Raw genomic sequence first — 18,357 nt, 5'->3', positions numbered from 1 at the left:
CGTGAGTCTGCTTTCCATTACCGATCTTACCTTGCGCATCGCAGGCCGTACCCTGCTCGACCAGGCCTCCCTCACCATCGAACCCGGGCGGCGCATCGGGCTGATCGGCCATAACGGGGCAGGAAAATCCACCCTTCTGGCCGCCATTGCCGGGGACATCTCTCCCGATGGCGGCAGCATCACCCTTTCCGGCCGTGCCACGATGGGCCGGGTGAAGCAGGAAACACCCTCCGGCCACCTCTCTCTTCTGGACACGGTCCTGAACAGCCATGAGGAACGCACCCGCCTTCTGGCAGAAGCCGACAGCACGACAGACCCGACCCGTCTGGCGGACGTGCATGAACGCCTGCTCGCCATCGATGCCCACAGTGCGCCAGCCCGGGCCAGCACCATTCTTGCGGGTCTGGGGTTCGATCAGGCGGCGCAGCAGCGTCCCGTCAATGATTTCTCGGGCGGATGGCGGATGCGTGTGGCCCTGGCCAGTGCGCTCTTTCTGGCCCCCGACCTCCTGCTGCTGGACGAGCCGACGAACCATCTGGACATCGAGGCCACGCTCTGGCTGGAGAACTGGCTGGCCCGCTTCCCCGGTGCGGCCCTGATCGTCAGCCATGACCGTGCGCTGCTGGACAACAGCGTGCAGGCCATTGCCCATCTGGACCAGAAAAAACTCTCTCTCACCCCCGGCGGCTATGAACGCTTCGTGCAGATACGCACGGAACAGAGGCTCCAGCAGAACCGGCAGGCCGAAAAGCTGGCGGACCAGCGGGCGAAGATGGAGGCCTTCGTGGCCCGCTTCCGGGCCAAGGCCACGAAAGCCAAGCAGGCCCAGTCCCGCCTGAAGGCTCTGGCCCGCCTCCCGCAGATTGATGCGGTGGTGGAGGACACCCCCACCCATTTCTCCTTCCCGGCCCCCGGTGCCCTGCCACCCCCCATGCTGAAACTGGATGACGTGTCCGTCGGCTATGGTGAGACGGCCATCCTGCGCCGCCTCTCCCTCCGGCTGGACAGTGAGGACAGGATAGCCCTTCTGGGGCGCAACGGGCACGGCAAATCCACCTTCGCCAAACTTCTGGCAGGGCAGCTGTCTCCCATGTCCGGCGAGGTACAGGCCTCCTCCCGCCTGCGGGTCGGCTATTTTGCCCAGCATCAGACGGATGAACTGGTTCTGGACGAAACACCCGTCCAGCACATGGCCCGTACGCTGAAGGAGGCCACCCCGCCACAGGTCCGTGCCCAGCTGGCCCGTTTCGGGCTGGATGCAGAACGGGCGGAAACCCCTGTCAGCAGCCTCTCCGGTGGCGAGAAGGCTCGCCTGCTTCTGGCTCTGGCCACCCGCCACGCTCCCCATCTGCTGCTGCTGGACGAACCGACCAACCATCTGGACCTTGATGCCCGTGATGCGCTCATCCGTGCCCTCGGTGAGTTTGAAGGGGCCGTCATTCTCATCAGCCATGACAGCCATCTGGTGGAATCTGTCGCTGACCAGCTCTGGATTGCCGAAAACGGGACGATCACGCCTTTTGACGGCGACATGGACGATTACCGCACATGGCTGGACGAACGGGCCAGACAGGCCACGCAGGAAAACCAGCGTCAGGCAGCCCGATCCCGGAAAGATACGGATGACGACATCCCGCAGCCGGACAGGAACCAGCAGCGTGCCCAGCGCAAGGAGCAGACCCGCCAGCTCGCTCCACTCCGCCGCAAGATCCGTGATCTGGAAACACGGCTGGAACGTCTGGAAAAAGCCAAAGCCCAGCTGGAAGCCAAACTGGCCGACCCAGACCTTTATCAGTCCAGCCGTGCAGAAGATATTGCCACGCTGAACAGCGATCTCGCCCTCGTCAGCCAGAAACAGGACGAAACGGAAATGCACTGGCTGGAAGCGCAGGATGAACTTGAAAAAGCCACAAATTGACCTGCCGTGAAATAAGCCACATTATCTCTTTCGTCATCTTCGCCGCCCCTCACAGGAACTGCCCCGCCCGATGTCTTTTTTCTTCAACCGCCCTCCCATTCCTGCGGCACAGCAGACTCCCGCCAATGCGCTGGACCGTATCTACGGCATCATTCGCCTGACGTTATGGCTTTCCCTCATCATGCTGGCCATCTGGCTCATGGGCGAGGTACTGGCGGTCCTGTTTGCTGCTACGCTGATGGCCATTGTTCTGCACGGGCTGGCCCGCATCCTGCGGCGACACATGAAATTCATTCCCTATCCGGTTGCTGTCAGCCTTGTCGCCCTCGCTGTCATTGGCATCATGACGGCTCTGGTCTGGAGCAACGGCCCGGCCATCGGGGAACAGTTCATTGCCCTCAAGAACGCCCTGGTTGCACAGTCCGGTGACATGCACCAGCATCTCTCCCAGACAACCATCGGGCAGATGGTGCTGGACCACCTGCCCGTCTCGCTGGGCGGCAATGATGCAACAACCCCCCTCAGCAGCTTTGGCTTTGGTCTTGCCGGGTCCGTCACCGGCCTGCTGGGCAGCGCTTTCGGTCTGGTTGGTACGCTCTTTGTCGTGCTGATTTCAGCCTTCTATTTTGCCGTCTCCCCGTCCCTCTACATCAACGGCTTTCTTCGGCTCGTACCGCCCGACCAGCGGGAAACCGCCCGCAACCTCCTCTACAGTGCAGGCAACACTCTCTGGGCATGGACCGCCGGACAGGCTCTGGACATGCTGGCTGTCGGTCTTTTCTCCGGCCTCGGCCTGTATCTGATCGGCATTCCGCTGGCCCTTGCTCTGGGTGTCGTGGCCGGGCTCTGCAACTTCATACCCTATATCGGGGCCATCCTGGGGGCTGTGCCCGCCCTGCTCATCAGCCTGTCCCTCGGCACACGAGAGGCTTTCTTCGTGGCCATTCTCTACAGCATCATCCAGTTCTGCGAAGGGAACATCCTGGCCCCCCTCATCCAGCGGCGGGCCGTTCACATGCCGCCTGCTCTGGCCATCCTGTCACAGAGTGTTTTCGGCTCCATCCTTGGTGTGCCAGGGCTTGTGCTGGCGTCCCCCATCACGGCCGCTCTGCTGGCCGTGTTTGACAAGGCGACTCCACCACTGGCGGATGCTACAAAAACCCAGCTGGAAACCAGTGAGCTGACCCAGCTGGAAATGGCCAGAAACAGGCAGGAACAATCTGACAGCACAAAAAAGGAGACGGATGGCTCAACCTCTCCGCCCAAGAAATGAGCGACTTTCCCCCTCAGGGAAGATCAGGCAGATGGAGTGTCCCACGTTCGAAAGAACGCATCCGGTACGCCCCACCTGCCTTTGTCTGGATACCCACCACATCGGCACCATGCCGGAAGTGCCAGGCTGACAGAATGACGGCCTGACCATCGGCACTGGAAAGCTGATAAACAGCCTCCGCCGGTGTATCCTTGGGGGGGACCTCGCCAGAAATTCCCCAGCCTGTCTGGTGCTGGTGCAGCCACTGGTTCATGGCCGTGATCTCATCGGCCATGAGGTTCCGCTCTTCTCCAGCTTCCTGCACTGTCCCACGGGCAATGTCCGGCAGGGACCAGGGGCGCAGAATGGGCCACGCCACCGTCCAGATCAGCACGACCGGCACGATCACCGCCACCGCAAAAACCAGAAGAAACTTATTGTTGCGGCTCATCCTGCTCCTCCGCCCATGTTCCAGTCACAGCCAGCACATGCGCAACCGCCTCATCAGAAAGATCAGGATGGATCGGCAGGGCCAGCACATGCTCTCCTATCCTCTCTGCCACAGGCAGGGCAACGCCATCATGCACCGCCCGGTACGCTGGCTGCTGATGCAACGGCATGGGATAATAGATGGCCGTGGCGATTTCAGCCTCGGCAAGGCGGGCCCGCAGACTGTCCCGCAGGGCACGGGATGGCAGGGTCACGCAATAGACAGCCCAAGCGCTCTGGCTTTCCGGCACCCGTGCTGGCGGACGGACCAGCGACGGCAGACCAGCATCATAAGCACAGGCCACAGCCTCACGCCTCTTCAGCTCCTCATCAAAAACATCCATCTTGGCCAACAGAACAGCTGCCTGAAGACTGTCCAGCCGGGCATTCAGCCCGATGCGCTGCACGTCATAACGCTGCGACCCTTCCCCATGGCTTCTCAGAGAGCGATAAAGTGCGGCCCTGTCGTCATCGTCCGTCAGGACGGCCCCGCCATCGCCATAACATCCCAACGGTTTGGAAGGGAAAAAGGACAAAGTCGTGGCTCTGGCCTCATGCCCCAGCCGGCGCCCCCTGTAAGAAGCGCCAAAAGACTGGGCGCAGTCCGCAACAAGAAAAAGCCCTTCCCGGGTGGCAAGGTCGTTCAGCTCATCCCATGGGGCTGGCTGCCCGAACAGATCCACCCCCATGATGGCTACAGGTTTCAGACGACCATCCTGCCGGACATCCGCCAGACGCTGCTCCAGAGATGGCAGGCTGATCTGGAAGGTATGCGGGTCCACATCCACAAAAACTGGCACCGCCCCCAGCAGAAGCACCACCTCCGCAGTGGCCGTGTAGGTAAAGGCTGGCAGAAAAACCGCCATGCCGGGGCCAATGCCCTCCGCCATCAGAACCATCAGCAGAGCATCCGTCCCGGAGGACACGCCGACAGCATGTCTGGCACCACCATGACGGGCCAGACGCTCCTCCAGCTCCGCCACTTCCGGCCCCATTACGAAACGGCAATGAGCCAGAACCCGATCCAGCCGCTCCCGCAGGGCCGCCCCAAGACGCCTCTGCTGGGCGGGCAGGTCGAGAAAAGAAACAGGCCCGGACAAGAAATCAGCCAGCCCGACGGGTCTGGAGAGACGCCACGGATGAAAGAACAGGCGCACGGACGACCACATCATCAGCGCAGGCTTCTTCCATCACGCCACGCAGGTCCCGCAAATAGGCCGAGCCTTTCAGGGTTCGCTGAACAAGAATGGAACGACGGTCCAGCGGGTCCACCTTGCGGCGGGCCAGATCAAGCTCGCTCAATCGGTCCAGCGCACGGGTAATAGCTGGTTTGGACACATTGAGAGACTGGGCAAGGCCCCGCACCGTGTGGGCGCCATCTTCCAGATAGCAGCTCAGAAACACAGCCAGCTGACGGGCAGAAAGATCCGGCCCCTCACCACGTACTGTGGAAACGATCGTATCACGCAGCAACTGAAGCATGCGATTATCAGCATTCCGACTCATAACAAAAGCCCCATCGTTTCCCGGTTTCACACACCCTATCATCCTGCCGGCCCAGCAAGCCTTCCGGCTGTGGTATCAGACGCACCTGTATAGGGATTTCATTCTACTATCCACTCTGTGACGTTTTCACATCGAAATGACAAGCACTCTCAGCGCAAGGCAGCCATTCCAAAACCCGTTTCCCTTGCAAAAGGCAAGAAAAAACAGGTTGCTGCACACAAAATTACAAATTGTTTCTTTTCAGAAACTTTCCGAGAACGCACGGAAAAGTGCCCTCAGGGCCAGCACCTCCCCGCCTGCGGGACGACCGGGCCGGGCCGTGTCATTCCACGCATAGGTATCCACATGCGCCCATCTCTGCCCTTCCGGAACGAAACGCTGGAGGAACAGGGCTGCCGTGATCGCCCCGGCCATCGGGCGGGATGACAGGTTGTTGCAGTCCGCAATGGAGCTGTCCATCCAGCCGTCATAATCTGCCCAGAGCGGCAGCTGCCAGAGCGGGTCGTGAGCTTCCCTGCCGGAGGTCAGGATATGGTCCGCCAGCTCCTCGTCATTGCTGAAAAGGGCGGGCAGGTCAGGCCCCAGAGCCACACGGGCGGCCCCCGTCAGCGTCGCCGCATCCAGCAGGACGTCAGGCTGGCTCTCGGCAGCCTCCGCCAGAAGGTCTGCCAGAACGAGACGCCCCTCCGCATCCGTGTTGCCCACCTCGACACGCAGCCCCCTGCGGGTTGTCAGCACGTCCCCCGGGCGCATGGCATGGCCGGAGACGCTGTTCTCCACACAGCCGAGGCGGATTTCCAGCGCAATGTCGGTTCCGGCATCCAGCAGGGCACAGGCCAGTGCCAGCATCAGGGCAGCCCCGCCCATGTCCTTCTTCATCTTCGCCATGGAGGAGCCGGGCTTGATGTCATACCCGCCCGTATCGAAGCAGACGCCCTTCCCCACGAGGGACAGGCGGGGAGCATCCTTGCTCCGGCCATCCCGGCGGCCGATCACGACCACGGCTGGTCTGTCCGACCCGGCACCCACCGCCGCCAGACAGGGATAGGCTTTCTCCAGAGCCTCACCTTCCACCAGCTCAACCGCAACCTTCCGCTCCTCCAGCATCCTGCGGGCAGCAGTAGCCAGCTCCGCCGGTCCCATGAGATTGGCAGGCATGTTGATAAGGTCCCGCCCCAGCCAGGCAGCCCGGGCCAGAATCCGGGCCTCTCTCCCGAGGCTGGCCGGAATGCAGAGTTTTGGCCCCGTCTTCTGGTCTTTGCCTCCCTCATGCTTCAGCGAATAATCATACGCCCCAAGGCAGAACCCCAGAACCAGCTCCTCCAGCATGGCGTCGTGAGCGGCGTCCTCCTGCCCTTCAGGCTGCGGCTGCCAGTATCCTTCCTTCAGATGGGCAGGCAGGGCACCATAAGGCATGGGGCCTCGCCCCTCCTCCACGCAGAACACAGCCCCGGCCACACCGGAACCACCCGGCAGGAAGGTGAACTGCCCCGCACGCCCCTCGAAGCCCTGCTGCCGCAGGAAGGCCTCATGCTCCCCCAGCAGGTGGGCAAGGGTCGCCTCATCACCCGCCTTGACCAGATGGAGGGGGAGAGCCACCCCACCATCGCCAGAGGTACAGAGGGGCAAAAACGGAGCGTCAGACATATGGATACCGTCCCATCATCCAGAGCGTGACTCTGGCCTTCCTGAAAAACTGCATGGAATGTCTTGCTTTTATCCGATTCAGGCAAGATCATTCCAGCCATGACGGGACCACATCCAGCCTTTGCCCCAGCCACTTCCCGGCAATCGGGGGTGATCCATGCCGTACTTGGCCCCACCAACACCGGCAAGACCCATTACGCCCTGACCCGCATGATGGCGCACCAGAGCGGCATCATCGGCTTTCCCCTCCGCCTGCTGGCCCGGGAGAATTACGAGCGCCTTGTGAAGCTGAAAGGCGAGCGCCATGTCGCCCTGCTGACAGGGGAAGAAAAAATCATTCCACCGGGGGCCCGCTGGTTCTCCTGCACGGTGGAGGCCATGCCGCTGGACCGGAAGGTGGATTTTGTCGGCATTGACGAGATACAGCTCGCCGCAGACCCGGACCGTGGCCACATCTTCACCGACCGGCTCCTCCATGCCCGTGGCAAGGGAGAAACGCTCTTTCTGGGGGCTGAGACCATCCGGGGGCTGCTCCGGCAGCTGGTTCCCGGCATCACGATCGAGACCCGGGAACGCCTCTCCCGGCTGACGAACATCGGGCCGGTCAACCTCACCCGTCTGCCACCACGCTCGGCCATCGTGGCCTTCTCCGCCACGGAGGTATATGCCATTGCCGAGGCCATCCGGCAGAAACGGGGTGGCTGTGCCATCATCATGGGCCGTCTCAGCCCCCGTACCCGCAATGCACAGGTCGCCCTCTACCAGAACCGGGATGTGGACTATCTCGTGGCTACCGACGCCATCGGAATGGGGCTGAACATGGATGTGGACCATGTCGCCCTCGCCGCCCTGCACAAGTTTGACGGCCAGAACTCCCGTGCCCTCACGCCGCAGGAAGTCGCCCAGATCACCGGTCGGGCTGGCCGGGGCATGAGGGATGGTACCTTCGGCACGACGGCCTCCTGCCCGCCCATGAGCCAGCAGCTCGTCAAGGCAGTGGAAGACCATGAGTTCGAGGCCATCAAGGCCGTCTACTGGCGGCAGACGGCTCTGGATTACACCTCGCCCGAGACGCTTCTCAACAGCCTGATGCGCAAGCCTCCCCGCCCCGGCCTGATCACCGGGCGTACGGCCTCCGATCTGGATGTCCTGACCGGCCTCATGCAGATGGACGACATCCGGGAGGTGGCCCGTGGCCACAGGGCAACGGAACTGCTCTGGGATGTCTGCCAGATTCCGGACTTCCGCAAGCTGGGCGATGGCAGCCATACACGCCTCTGTGCCCGCCTGTTCCTTGACCTCCTGAAACATCGCCGCATCCCTCCAGCGTGGATGGAAAGCCAGCTGAGAGGGCTGGACAGGCTGGATGGCGACATGGACACACTGATGCACCGGCTCTCCGGCGTACGGGTCTGCGCCTATGTGGCTGCCCGGACGGGCTGGATGCACCAGAGCCGCCAGTGGCAGGAACGCTGCCGTGCCGTGGAGGACCGCCTCTCCGACACGCTGCATGAACGGCTGAAGGAACGCTTCGTCAACAGGCGGGCCACCGCCCTGCTCCGCCGTCCTGAACCCGGGGCGGCCTCCGAGGCTCTCCATGCCGTCACACCCCAGAACCGCATCATCGTGGAAGGGCACGAGGTCGGGCAGATTGTGGGCTTCACCATGCAGATCGACACGCCCGCCGACAGCCGGGAGGGTGACCTGCTGCGCCGGGCAGGCAGGCGTGCCCTGCGGCAGGCCATGCCCGCCCGGATACGCCATTTCCTCACACAGGACATCAGCCGGTTCACCCTGACCGATGACAGGCAGATTCACTGGGAAGGTGCCCCCATTGCCACCCTCGTGCGGGGCGATGACCTGTTTCATCCCCTCATCCAGCTTCTGCCCGGTGAGTTTCAGGACAACCACCAGAGCCGACAGGTACAGACCCATCTTCAGGCCCTGATGACGGAGCGGATCAGCACCGTTCTGGAATTCTTTTTCCGTCTGGAAGACAAGCTGCAGGACAGTCCCATCCTGCGTGGCCTCTATTACCGCCTGCGGGAGGATGGCGGCACCACCCCTACCCTGCCCGAAGACCGCACCCTTACCCCTGCCGAGAGAAAACGCCTGCACCGCAGCGGGGTTCGCATCGGCTGGCGGCAGGTCTACTGCCCGCAGCTGTTCCGCCCGGCCTGCCTGCCGATGATGGTCCTGCTGCACAACATCTGGCATGACCGCCAGCAGGCCACACCCGATGCCGCCCGCATCTGTCTCACAAGCGATGGCCATCCCATCCCCCCGCCGGGCTGGGAAAAGGCCGGCCCCGTGCATGTCCGTCTGGACAGACTGGATGCCCTGCTCTCCACCCTTCGCCCTCATGGCAGGCAGCCCGGCCGCAATATCGTGACTCCCGACACACTGGCTTCATCCCTCGGGATAAAGGCGACCCTGCTGCCCGCCCTGCTCAAGAGCCTGAACATTCCCCATCATGCGCCGCAGCCGCTTTCGGCCGGGCAGTATGGCGTCGCCTCGCCCCTCATCATTCTGGGTCGGACGGGCCGCAGGGACACACGGCCTTCCGGCCGCCAGAAAGGCACCGAACGGCGCAGGAACCGGCAACAGAAACCGTCTGCTGGCCGCAGGGAACAGAAAGCCGCCCAGAAGCAGGCCGACTCACCATTCGCAGCCCTCCGGAACTGGTCATCATCTGGCAGATCATCATGATGGACGGACAGCGACTTGATCTCTGGCTCTATTACACCCGCCTGGCCAAAACCCGTGGTCTCTGCGCCGCCTTCATCCGCAAGGGACGGGTTCGCATCAACGGGCAGCGGACCCACAAGACCCATGCCCGCCTCCGGTTGGGAGATATCGTCAGCTTCGCCTCTCCCCACCGTCAGGGGGAGGTCTGCGTATGGCGTGTCATGCAGCTGGGAGAGCGACGTGGTCCTGCCAGAGAGGCCGCCCTCCTTTATGAACGGATCGAGGAAAAGACGGCCAATTTCTGACAATAGGCTTGCAAAAGGCCCTCCGCTTTCGGCATATCAGTGCTGGAATCTTTGAAATGGGCCGTTTGGCTGGCCTGCAACACCAAACCGGAGACGGCAATAATGGCCTATGTGGTCACAGAAAACTGTGTTCGCTGCAAGTTCATGGACTGTGTGGAAGTCTGCCCCGTTGACTGCTTCTACGCTGGTGAGAACTTCCTCGTCATCAATCCTGATGAATGCATTGACTGCGGCGTGTGCGAGCCTGAGTGCCCGGCAGAAGCCATCTTCCCCGACAGTGATGCCCGTGCCGCTGACTGGATGGAGATCAATGCCAAATATTCAGCCATCTGGCCGAACATGAGCCAGAAGGGCACGCCCCCGGCCGACCGTGAGGAATGGAACGGCAAGGAAGGCAAGCGTGAGATGCTCTCCGAAGAGCCACACAAGGACTGACGCCAGCCTTCTTCCTGCTGGAACGGAGCAGAACCCCCGGGGGAATTGTCCCTCCGGGGGTTTTTCTTTGCATGGCTGCCACGGCTGCATCACACATAAAAAAAACCGGTGGAGGTTTCCCCCCACCGGTTTCTTCATGTCGCTGACATGATGGGCCGGTCTATCAACCAGCCATCATGTTCGCCTGAGCGTCCCAGAGAACGAACAGATACCCGGCAACCACGATCAGGACCATCAGGGCCGTCACGATGAAAGCTGCCAGATTCTGCCGCTGGGAGAGGCTCTTCGTACCCATGTGCAGGAAGAAGATCAGATGGACGACCATCTGGACCGCAGCCAGCACACCGAGAATGGCAATCGTCTGCCAGAAGGAGAAGGCCTTGCTGAGAACAGTGGCAAAGGATGCCACTGTCAGGACCACGGCAAGGATGAACCCTACAATGTAGGAGCCATAGGAGCCGTGATTTTCACCTTCGTGCGATGTCGTATGATTCCCGCTCATTAGACAACACTCCCCAGGTAAACGAAGGAAAAGACGCAGATCCAGACGATGTCAAGGAAATGCCAGAACAGGCTCAGGCACGTCAGTTTCGTCTGCATCCGGGTGCTAAGCCCCTGTTTGCCCATGATCTGGAAGAACAGGACCAGCATCCAGATCAGACCGATCGTGACATGCAGCCCATGTGTCCCTACCAGCGTGAAGAAAGAAGACAGGAAGGCGGACTTGTCCGGCCCTGCGCCGTGAGCCACGAGCTCGTGGAACTCGTTGATCTCCAGAACGACGAAGGACACGCCGAGCACGAAGGTCAGCAGCAGCCAACCCAGCACGGCACCCTTGTTCTTCTTGTGGGCGTTGATGGAAGCAAAGCCGTAGGTGATGGAGGAGAAAAGCAGGATGGCTGTTTCGATCTCAACATTCTTGATATCGAACAGGTCCTTCCCCGTCGGCCCACCAGCAAAGTGATGGCAGAGTGTAGCAAAGACGGCAAACAGCGTGCCGAAAATGATACAGTCTGTCATCAGGTAGATCCAGAAACCAAAGATCGTGGTTTCCTGCTGATGATGCTCATGCTCATCGTGATGAGCAGAGGGCGCGTGCATTACGTCATAAGACATGGTTTTCATCGCCTCCCTTTACTCTGCTGCCTTGGCAGCGGCAAGCCGCCGGGCAAAAGCTTCTTCATCAGCACGGATCTCTTCCACGGTGACGTAGAAATCAACATCCAGGTTCGCACTGCGGTGAACGATGGTGAAGAAGGCTACGACCAGCCCTACGATCACAGCCCACCAGATGTGCCAGACCAGCGCAAAGCCGATCAGCAGCCCGCAGGCACCCAGCATCGGGCCAACCGCCGAATATTTCGGCATGTGGATCGGCTCCAGCTCGGAGACCGGTGCCGGGCGACCCAGCTCCTTCTCGATATGGAACGTATCCAGGCCACGGATGACCGGCAGACGTGCGAAGTTGTAGTGCGGAACCGGAGATGGAAGGGACCATTCCAGCGTACGGCCAGAACCCCAGTTGTCACCCGTCAGATCCAGAGCATCCGGCTTCTTGTTGACGGCGTCAAACGCAGCCAGCACGAACTGGATGACCTGGCAGGCCAGACCGGCAGCCAGAACGAACACGCCAACACAGGCCACGAGCAGCCAGGGGTGCCAGTTCGGGTTGTCGTAATGGTTCATACGACGGGTCATGCCCTCCAGACCAACAGCATAGAGCGGGATGAAGGAGAGGTAGAAACCGACGAACCAGAAACGGAACGCCCATTTACCCCAGACATCGCGCATCTTGTAGCCGAAAGCCTTCGGGAACCAGTAGCTCAGACCAGCCACGTAACCGAAGAACACACCACCAATAATCACGTTATGGAAGTGCGCCACCAGGAACAGGGAGTTGTGGATCACCCAGTCTGCTGCCGGCATGGCCATCATGACACCGGTCATACCACCGATGGAGAAGGTGATCATGAAGCCGACGATCCAGTGCATCGGACCTTCGAAGCGGACACGCCCCTTGTACATGGTGAAGAGCCAGTTGAAGATCTTCACACCCGTCGGCACGGCGATGAACATCGTCATGATACCGAAGAAAGTGTTCACATCAGCACCAGCACCCATCGTGAAGAAGTGGTGAACCCACACGATGCTGCCCAGGAAGGTGATGATACCCGTTGCGATGACCATCGTGGCATAACCGAAGAGCGGCTTGCCGGAGAAGGTCGCTGCAATTTCGGAGAACACACCGAAGGCAGGCAGGATGAGGATGTAAACTTCCGGATGACCCCAGGACCAGATCAGGTTCAGGTAGAGCATGACGCTACCGCCACCATCATTGGTAAAGAAGTGCATGCCGAGGTAACGATCCAGAGCCAGCAGAGCCATGGAAACCGTCAGAACCGGGAAGGTCGTCAGGATCATGATGCAGGCAAAGAAAGCCGTCCATGTGAAGACGGGAATGTGCATCCACTTCATGCCGGGGGCACGCAGCTTGATGATCGTCGTCAGGAAGTTCATCCCTGTCAGCAGAGTACCGATACCGGAGATCTGCACCGACCAGATGTAGTAATCCACACCGACGCCGGGATTGAACTGCAGTTCGGAGATCGGCGGGTAGCCGAGCCAGCCAACATTGGAGAACTCACCAATGAAGAGGGAGATGTTGATGAGAATGGCACTGACGAGCGTCATGTAGAAGCTGATCGAGTTGATCAGCGGGAACGCAACGTCGCGCGCACCAATCTGCAATGGCACCACGAAGTTGAACAGGGCCTGCATCATCACCATGGCCATGAAGAAGATCATGATCGTACCATGGGCCGAGAAGACCTGGTCATAATGGTGCGGAGGCAGATAACCGGGGTTACCTGCGTAGGCAAGGGCAAGCTGTGTACGCATCATCAGCGCATCGGCAAAGCCACGCACAAGCATGACGAGACCGAGAACAACATACATGATGGCGAGCTTCTTGTGGTCGACCGTGGTCAGCCACTCGCGCCACAGATAACCCCATTTTTTGAAATAGGTGACCGCCGCAAGAACGGCAATCCCGATTACAGCCACACCGATGAATGTACCGACAAGAATCGGCACATCATACGGTATGGACGAAAGGGTAAGTTTTCCGAGCATCTTTAGATCAGTCCTCACATGCCGGTATTGGAAGGTGCAGCCGTATGAGACTCAGCAGGCATGTCCATGGACTTGTCGCCCATGCTCGTGCCGTGGTTCTCATGGGTCATGCCGACATTGTATTTCGCAACAATGCTCTCAAACAGCCCAGACTGTACGTTGGAGAAATACACGACCGGAGCCGGCTTGGGTGCCTCATCATGCGGGGCAGCCGGTGCGGCGTGATATTTCAGGTACGTCTGTGCATCCAGGGCTTCCTTGGCTGCAAGCGGATTGTCGCCACTGCGTACATTCTGTACCCAGGCGTCAAACTGCTCCTGCGGCATGGCAATCGTGCGGAAGCGCATGTCGGAGAAGCCCGGCCCCGTGTACTGGGCGGCCTCACCCTGGAAGTTGCCCGGGCGGCTTGCCATCAGGTGGAGCTGTGTTTCCATCCCGGCCATGCTGTAGATCTGTGACCCCAGCTGCGGAATGAAGAACGATGTCATCACACTGTCAGACGTAATCCGGAAATCCAGAGGTGTCTTTGTGGGGACATCCAGCTCGTTGATGGTTGCAATCCCAAGGTCTGGGTAAATGAACAGCCACTTCCAGTCCAGGGAAACAACTTCCACATGGAGCGGCTTTGCATCAGGCGCACCAACTTTTACCTGCATCTCTTTGGAGATGGGCTTGTACGGGTCGTAATAATGCGTGCTCCAGTAATTGAAGACACTCAGAACAAGAATGATCAGAATGGGGACACCCCAGATGAACACTTCAATCTTGTTTGAATGTGACCAGTTCCGCAGATATTCCGCCTTCGTATTGGAAGCCCGGTATTTCCAGGCAAATACGAGTGTCGCAATAATCACCGGAACCACAACGCACATCATGACGGCCCATTCAAGCACCATCATGTCGCGATTACCTTCCCCGATCGGGCCGGCTGGCTGAAGAAGATCAACCGTACAGCCCGACAGCATCAATGCAGGCAACGCCGGGAAAAATCGCCAGAGTCTTTTCATGGATCCTGCCTCTATCTGTTGTTCCGCCGTAAAAAGGCCGGAACACTTTCTGACACAGTCAGGACAGCGCGATCGCCACCGAACGTTGTCATCTTATTTGTGCCTTTCCCGTTCGTATCCTGACAACAGAAGGGAACTCCCTCCGTACTCAATATGAAATATGGAGCCCTGAGACCCCAGTGCCGCCCACTTTATTCTTCCCGAATAACGGAGATTACAAGGGGGCAAGCCTCATAAAAAAAAGGAACCCCGTCGGTCTTTTTAAAAAAAAGACCGGTTATCTGCCATTTCTGAGAAAACATCATATTTTCATCAAAAACAAGAAGATGATCGCTTAATTTTCCATTTTCCTTTCAACCGCAAAAAATCGCAACAAAAAAGGAGCCCGGAGGCTCCTCTTCCTGTACTGACCCGACTCATCAGTGGATCAATCACGCCCACCAGATCTTGTTCCTGTAAACTGCAGCAGGAACTGAAAGAGATTTACAAAATTCAGATACATCGTCAGGGCATCATAGATCCCCATCTTCCCCGTCTCTTCAGCCGGAAGGACAGACGCATACTGCTGATAGGAAAGCTTGATGCGCTGGGTGTCATAAGCTGTCAGCCCCGTGAACAGCAGCACCCCGATGAAAGATATGGCCACTGTCAGCCCATGGGCCGGGATGAACATGTTGACCAGAGAAGCGATCACCAGACCTATCAGCCCCATCGTCAGGAACGACCCCATCCCCATGAGGGACCGGTTCGTCACATACCCCCAGAGAGACATGACGCCATACAGGGAGGCGGCAATAAAGAATGTCCGGACAACAGAAGACCCTGTGTAGGCCAGAAGCAGCGATGCCATGCTGACGCCCATGGCCACGCTGAACAGCACAAACAGAAGCTGCACTGTCGAACGGGAGAGACGGTTCACACCAAAGGACAGCACCATGACAAAGGCCAGAGGGGCGAAAACACTCACCATCCCCAGACCGGTCGGAGCCAGCGCAAAAGCATCCCCTCTCTGCACGACATGAAAGAACAGCGCCCGGAGCGACGTATGGACCACGGCATAGGCCGTCACCCCCGTTATCCCCAGAGCAAGAGCCATCCAGTTGTAGACACGCAGCATGTAAGCCCGCAGACCCGCATCAAAAGCGGCAGCCGCCTGTCCTCGTGTTGTCTCGTAATCGGAATGGAAAGCCATGATATCCACTTGCTGCGATAAGTCTTCAGGGGGGACTCACTGGGCCCGCCCCTATCGTTCCCGTAGAATGTGGGGTAGTTTCTTCCCAAGTCAAGAATTCAGGACAAGACCCTGACTTTCTTTTTGTTAATCTCCCTGATTTGCGGGAGGCCCCATGAATCTTTCCCTCGCCCTCACGCTGTCTCCCACCATACAGGCAGAACTTGGCCTGCTGCGTGGCAGTCTGGATGATGTCCGCTGGTCACCGGCAGAACAGTGTCTGATCCCCCTCCAGCCCCTTGGCCACCTAAACAGCCGCCACGAGATGGAGGAGCTGGACATGACCCTGTCCCACCTGCGATGGGAACCTTTCTCTCTGGCCCTCCATCAGGTCGGCCATCAGATGGGAGAGATGGAAGACCGGCTGACAGTCAGCCTCACTCCGCAGGCCCCGCTACTTGCCTTGCAGAAGCGGCTTGCCAGCACCCTCCGCCGCGCAGGCCTCTCCCTGCCCCGCCGTGCCGTCGTCCCGGAAGTGACCATTGCCTGGCTGGAACCAGCCTCCCCGACCGATCTCATCCCATGGATACAGCGGCACAACCTCTTTCACAGCTCCGAAATGACAGTAGACCACATCAGTCTGGTAGAGCATCTGCCTTCTGGCACCGGCCCCCATCTCCAGATTCTGGAAGCCTACCCGGCCCAGCCGGGGCTTGCCCTGCCGCACGTCAGCCCTCTTCTGGCTGATGAGGAAAACGGGTTTTTCTAAAGGCCCAGCAGCAGCTTCAGGGCGTGATAATCTTCCGGCCGGCAGACAAGAAACCATCCCTCGTCGCCTTCAAGAGAAAAAAGACCAAGGCCGAAAGAGGCGTAGATGTCCGCCTGCCGTGCTCCCTGCTGAAGGACGGCCAGCTGGCACCCTTCCTGCACGGCGTAATCCCGCAGCCGCCAGACAGCACCACCCCGCTGTCCCCGTGCTCCCACAGCTCCGCCCAGACACAGGAGCACTGGCTCCGACAGCAAGAAAGGCTTCAGCCGGACCACCGCGCAGGCAGCTTTCCCTGTTGCATCCGACAACATGCCATCAGGCACGAAAAGGCGCTCACACGGCAGGGAAAGAGCCTCTGCTGAATCCTGAAGGCAGGCGTACTGCACCCGGGCATCCATGTTCCATGGGAGAAGATGCAGCCGTGCTTTCCTCAGGGCAAACCACAGCCCCAGCAGACAGCACACGGCCGCACCACCGAGAAACCAGCGCCCGACCGCCGTATGGGCATCATGAACCATAGAACGCCACCAGACATGCCCGAGATGCCGCTGACGGGCGATCCAGCTGACACCGGCCAACCCGCACAGCCAGAGCGAGAATGGCGCCAGAACAAAAGGAGAAAACGGCTCTACCCGCCAGTAAGCCTGCCTGTAATAGGTCTTGCGGAATGGCAGCAAAACGAACAGCACGGCCAGCACGACAAGAAAAGCCACCCAATGGGCCTGCCTTACGGTCAGGATCAACAGCGTGATGGACAGAGCCCCGACAGAAAGCCGCCAGGCCAACGCCACCCGCTGGGACAGCCCCAGAGACAGGCCGACGAGCATCACCCCGATGAGGGTCAGCAGAAAAGCGGCGCCCTGAAGAAGGACCGCACTCCAGAAAGAATGGAACGGAGGCAATGGTGCCAGAAGGGCATAAACCACGATGACGATGCCCAGCACGGCCTGACTGCCCGTGGCAACGATCGTGGCGAAATCCGCTTCAGATGAACGCAGACTCTGGCTGTGCTCCACGGTCCTGCCAAACCGGGCCAGCAGAGGTGCCCCTTTTATGAACAGCTCATGCCCGGCAAACATGGCACCCGCCAGAAGCAGGGGAATGATGTAATAGAACAGGCGAAAAACCAGAATCCCTGCCATGATGTGCGGCACGGAAAACCACGGGGACAGCGCCAGCAGCATGGTGCTGTCGAACACTCCCAGCCCACCCGGAACATTGGCCAGCAGACCGGCCGTGTAAGCCCCGATATAGATGGCCAGAAACCCGCCAAATGTCAGGCCGCTCCCATTGGGCAGCGTATCCAGCACACACCAGGCGATCAGGGCGGTAGCAGACATGTCCGCCATGCTGGACAGGATCTGCCCCAGCCCGATCCGCCAGTCTGGAAACCGCAATGTCCACCTGCCAATATGCACTTCCTGCTTCCAGCAGGGCAGAAGCACATAGGCCAGCAGGACAGAGAAACAGGCTGCTCCCCCAAGATCAGTTACCCAGGGCGGCAGATGACGGACATAAGGAATAATGCCCGGCTGGGCCAGCAGGATGAACCCCACAAGCCCCAGCATCCCCAGCCAGTAGGTGACGGAACAGAACGCCACGATGGCCGCAATCTTGATCCCCGGCACACCCCAGTTACGATAGAGCCTGTAGCGCACAGCCGTGCCCGAAATGGCTGCGCACCCAAGATTATGGGACAGGACATAGGAACAGAACGCCACAAAGGCTGACCGCCGCCACGAAATGCCCGCCTGCACATGATGACAGGCCAGACCATCGTAGAAAGACAGGATGGCATAAGAAAGAATGGTTGCCCCGGCCCCCTTCCACAAGGCGGCGGCAGGAATGGCATGAAGCCCCGCCATCACCTGCTGGAGGGACAGATGCTGAAGCTCCCGCCAGATCACCAGCCCCGCAAAAATGAGCAGGACCAGCCCCACCATGGCCGGCAGACGCGTCAGAAAACGCCGCAGCCGTCCGTCAGCAAGTGACGGAGAGGCATCCGCACCATCTGGCATACCGGAGGGAGCCGTCATGC

The 18,357-nt window shown here is 59.8% G+C and carries 16 protein-coding genes; 6 read left to right on the top strand and 10 right to left on the bottom strand.

Annotated features, from left to right (window positions below):
- Window position 1 precedes the first annotated feature (1 nt).
- Window positions 2-1,918 (top strand): ABC-F family ATP-binding cassette domain-containing protein, encoded by a 1,917-nt coding sequence (locus ASO19_RS04085; RefSeq protein ID WP_086431071.1) that lies wholly within the window; start codon window positions 2-4, stop codon window positions 1,916-1,918.
- Window positions 1,919-1,988: 70 nt separating this feature from the next.
- On the top strand, window positions 1,989-3,191 hold the full coding sequence (locus tag ASO19_RS04080; protein WP_086431072.1) for an AI-2E family transporter: 1,203 nt from the start codon (window positions 1,989-1,991) through the stop codon (window positions 3,189-3,191).
- 13 nt (window positions 3,192-3,204) lie between these two features.
- On the opposite strand, the gene ASO19_RS04075 is transcribed toward ASO19_RS04080, so the two are convergent.
- From ASO19_RS04075 to ASO19_RS04060, 4 genes are all read right to left on the bottom strand, one after another.
- Complete coding sequence (locus ASO19_RS04075) at window positions 3,205-3,621, bottom strand: hypothetical protein (protein WP_043560501.1); 417 nt, start codon at window positions 3,619-3,621, stop codon at window positions 3,205-3,207.
- Window positions 3,605-4,759 carry a DegT/DnrJ/EryC1/StrS family aminotransferase gene (locus tag ASO19_RS04070; protein WP_249089457.1) on the bottom strand — a complete coding sequence of 385 codons (1,155 nt, stop codon included), beginning with the start codon at window positions 4,757-4,759 and terminating at the stop codon, window positions 3,605-3,607. Before ASO19_RS04070 ends, ASO19_RS04075 begins: the two co-directional genes overlap by 17 nt.
- A 4-nt stretch (window positions 4,760-4,763) precedes the next feature.
- Window positions 4,764-5,165 (bottom strand): MarR family transcriptional regulator, encoded by a 402-nt coding sequence (locus tag ASO19_RS04065; protein ID WP_043561353.1) that lies wholly within the window; start codon window positions 5,163-5,165, stop codon window positions 4,764-4,766.
- Window positions 5,166-5,405: 240 nt separating this feature from the next.
- Window positions 5,406-6,812 (bottom strand): leucyl aminopeptidase family protein, encoded by a 1,407-nt coding sequence (locus tag ASO19_RS04060; RefSeq protein WP_103765452.1) that lies wholly within the window; start codon window positions 6,810-6,812, stop codon window positions 5,406-5,408.
- 99 nt (window positions 6,813-6,911) lie between these two features.
- Here ASO19_RS04060 and ASO19_RS04055 point away from each other — a divergent pair, with 99 nt between their 5' ends.
- The 3 genes from ASO19_RS04055 to fdxA all read left to right on the top strand — a co-directional run bounded on the left by ASO19_RS04055 (window position 6,912) and on the right by fdxA (window position 10,240).
- Window positions 6,912-9,521 (top strand): helicase-related protein, encoded by a 2,610-nt coding sequence (locus ASO19_RS04055; protein ID WP_103765451.1) that lies wholly within the window; start codon window positions 6,912-6,914, stop codon window positions 9,519-9,521.
- Complete coding sequence (locus ASO19_RS04050) at window positions 9,518-9,805, top strand: RNA-binding S4 domain-containing protein (RefSeq protein WP_043560508.1); 288 nt, start codon at window positions 9,518-9,520, stop codon at window positions 9,803-9,805. The genes ASO19_RS04055 and ASO19_RS04050 overlap by 4 nt, the downstream gene beginning before the upstream one ends.
- Window positions 9,806-9,907: 102 nt before the next feature.
- Entirely contained in the window at window positions 9,908-10,240 is a 333-nt protein-coding gene (gene fdxA / locus ASO19_RS04045; protein ID WP_043561359.1) for a ferredoxin FdxA, read from the top strand.
- 163 nt (window positions 10,241-10,403) lie between these two features.
- On the opposite strand, the gene cyoD is transcribed toward fdxA, so the two are convergent.
- The 5 genes from cyoD to ASO19_RS04020 form a co-directional block, all read right to left on the bottom strand.
- Window positions 10,404-10,742 (bottom strand): cytochrome o ubiquinol oxidase subunit IV, encoded by a 339-nt coding sequence (gene cyoD / locus ASO19_RS04040; protein ID WP_043560511.1) that lies wholly within the window; start codon window positions 10,740-10,742, stop codon window positions 10,404-10,406.
- Window positions 10,742-11,356 carry a cytochrome o ubiquinol oxidase subunit III gene (cyoC, locus tag ASO19_RS04035; RefSeq protein ID WP_043561362.1) on the bottom strand — a complete coding sequence of 205 codons (615 nt, stop codon included), beginning with the start codon at window positions 11,354-11,356 and terminating at the stop codon, window positions 10,742-10,744. Before cyoC ends, cyoD begins: the two co-directional genes overlap by 1 nt.
- 18 nt (window positions 11,357-11,374) lie before the next feature.
- A complete protein-coding gene (locus ASO19_RS04030) occupies window positions 11,375-13,372 on the bottom strand; it encodes a cbb3-type cytochrome c oxidase subunit I (RefSeq protein ID WP_043560513.1) in 1,998 nt (665 codons plus the stop codon).
- Window positions 13,373-13,386: 14 nt separating this feature from the next.
- On the bottom strand, window positions 13,387-14,379 hold the full coding sequence (gene cyoA, locus ASO19_RS04025; RefSeq protein WP_249103118.1) for a ubiquinol oxidase subunit II: 993 nt from the start codon (window positions 14,377-14,379) through the stop codon (window positions 13,387-13,389).
- A 427-nt stretch (window positions 14,380-14,806) separates the two neighbouring features.
- The gene (locus ASO19_RS04020) at window positions 14,807-15,571 is read right to left on the bottom strand and encodes a Bax inhibitor-1/YccA family protein (RefSeq protein WP_043560517.1); all 765 of its coding nucleotides are present in this window, start codon (window positions 15,569-15,571) and stop codon (window positions 14,807-14,809) included.
- A gap of 154 nt (window positions 15,572-15,725) precedes the next feature.
- Between ASO19_RS04020 and ASO19_RS04015 the strand changes: the two genes are divergently transcribed.
- A complete protein-coding gene (locus ASO19_RS04015; protein WP_052349085.1) occupies window positions 15,726-16,319 on the top strand; it encodes a 2'-5' RNA ligase family protein in 594 nt (197 codons plus the stop codon).
- On the opposite strand, the gene ASO19_RS04010 is transcribed toward ASO19_RS04015, so the two are convergent.
- Complete coding sequence (locus ASO19_RS04010) at window positions 16,316-18,355, bottom strand: lysylphosphatidylglycerol synthase domain-containing protein (RefSeq protein ID WP_232317218.1); 2,040 nt, start codon at window positions 18,353-18,355, stop codon at window positions 16,316-16,318. The genes ASO19_RS04015 and ASO19_RS04010 overlap by 4 nt on opposite strands.
- Window positions 18,356-18,357: the final 2 nt, after the last annotated feature.

Source organism: Parasaccharibacter apium, from assembly GCF_002917995.1.
GTDB lineage: Bacteria > Pseudomonadota > Alphaproteobacteria > Acetobacterales > Acetobacteraceae > Bombella > Bombella apis.
This window is presented reverse-complemented; position numbering and strand designations above follow the sequence as displayed.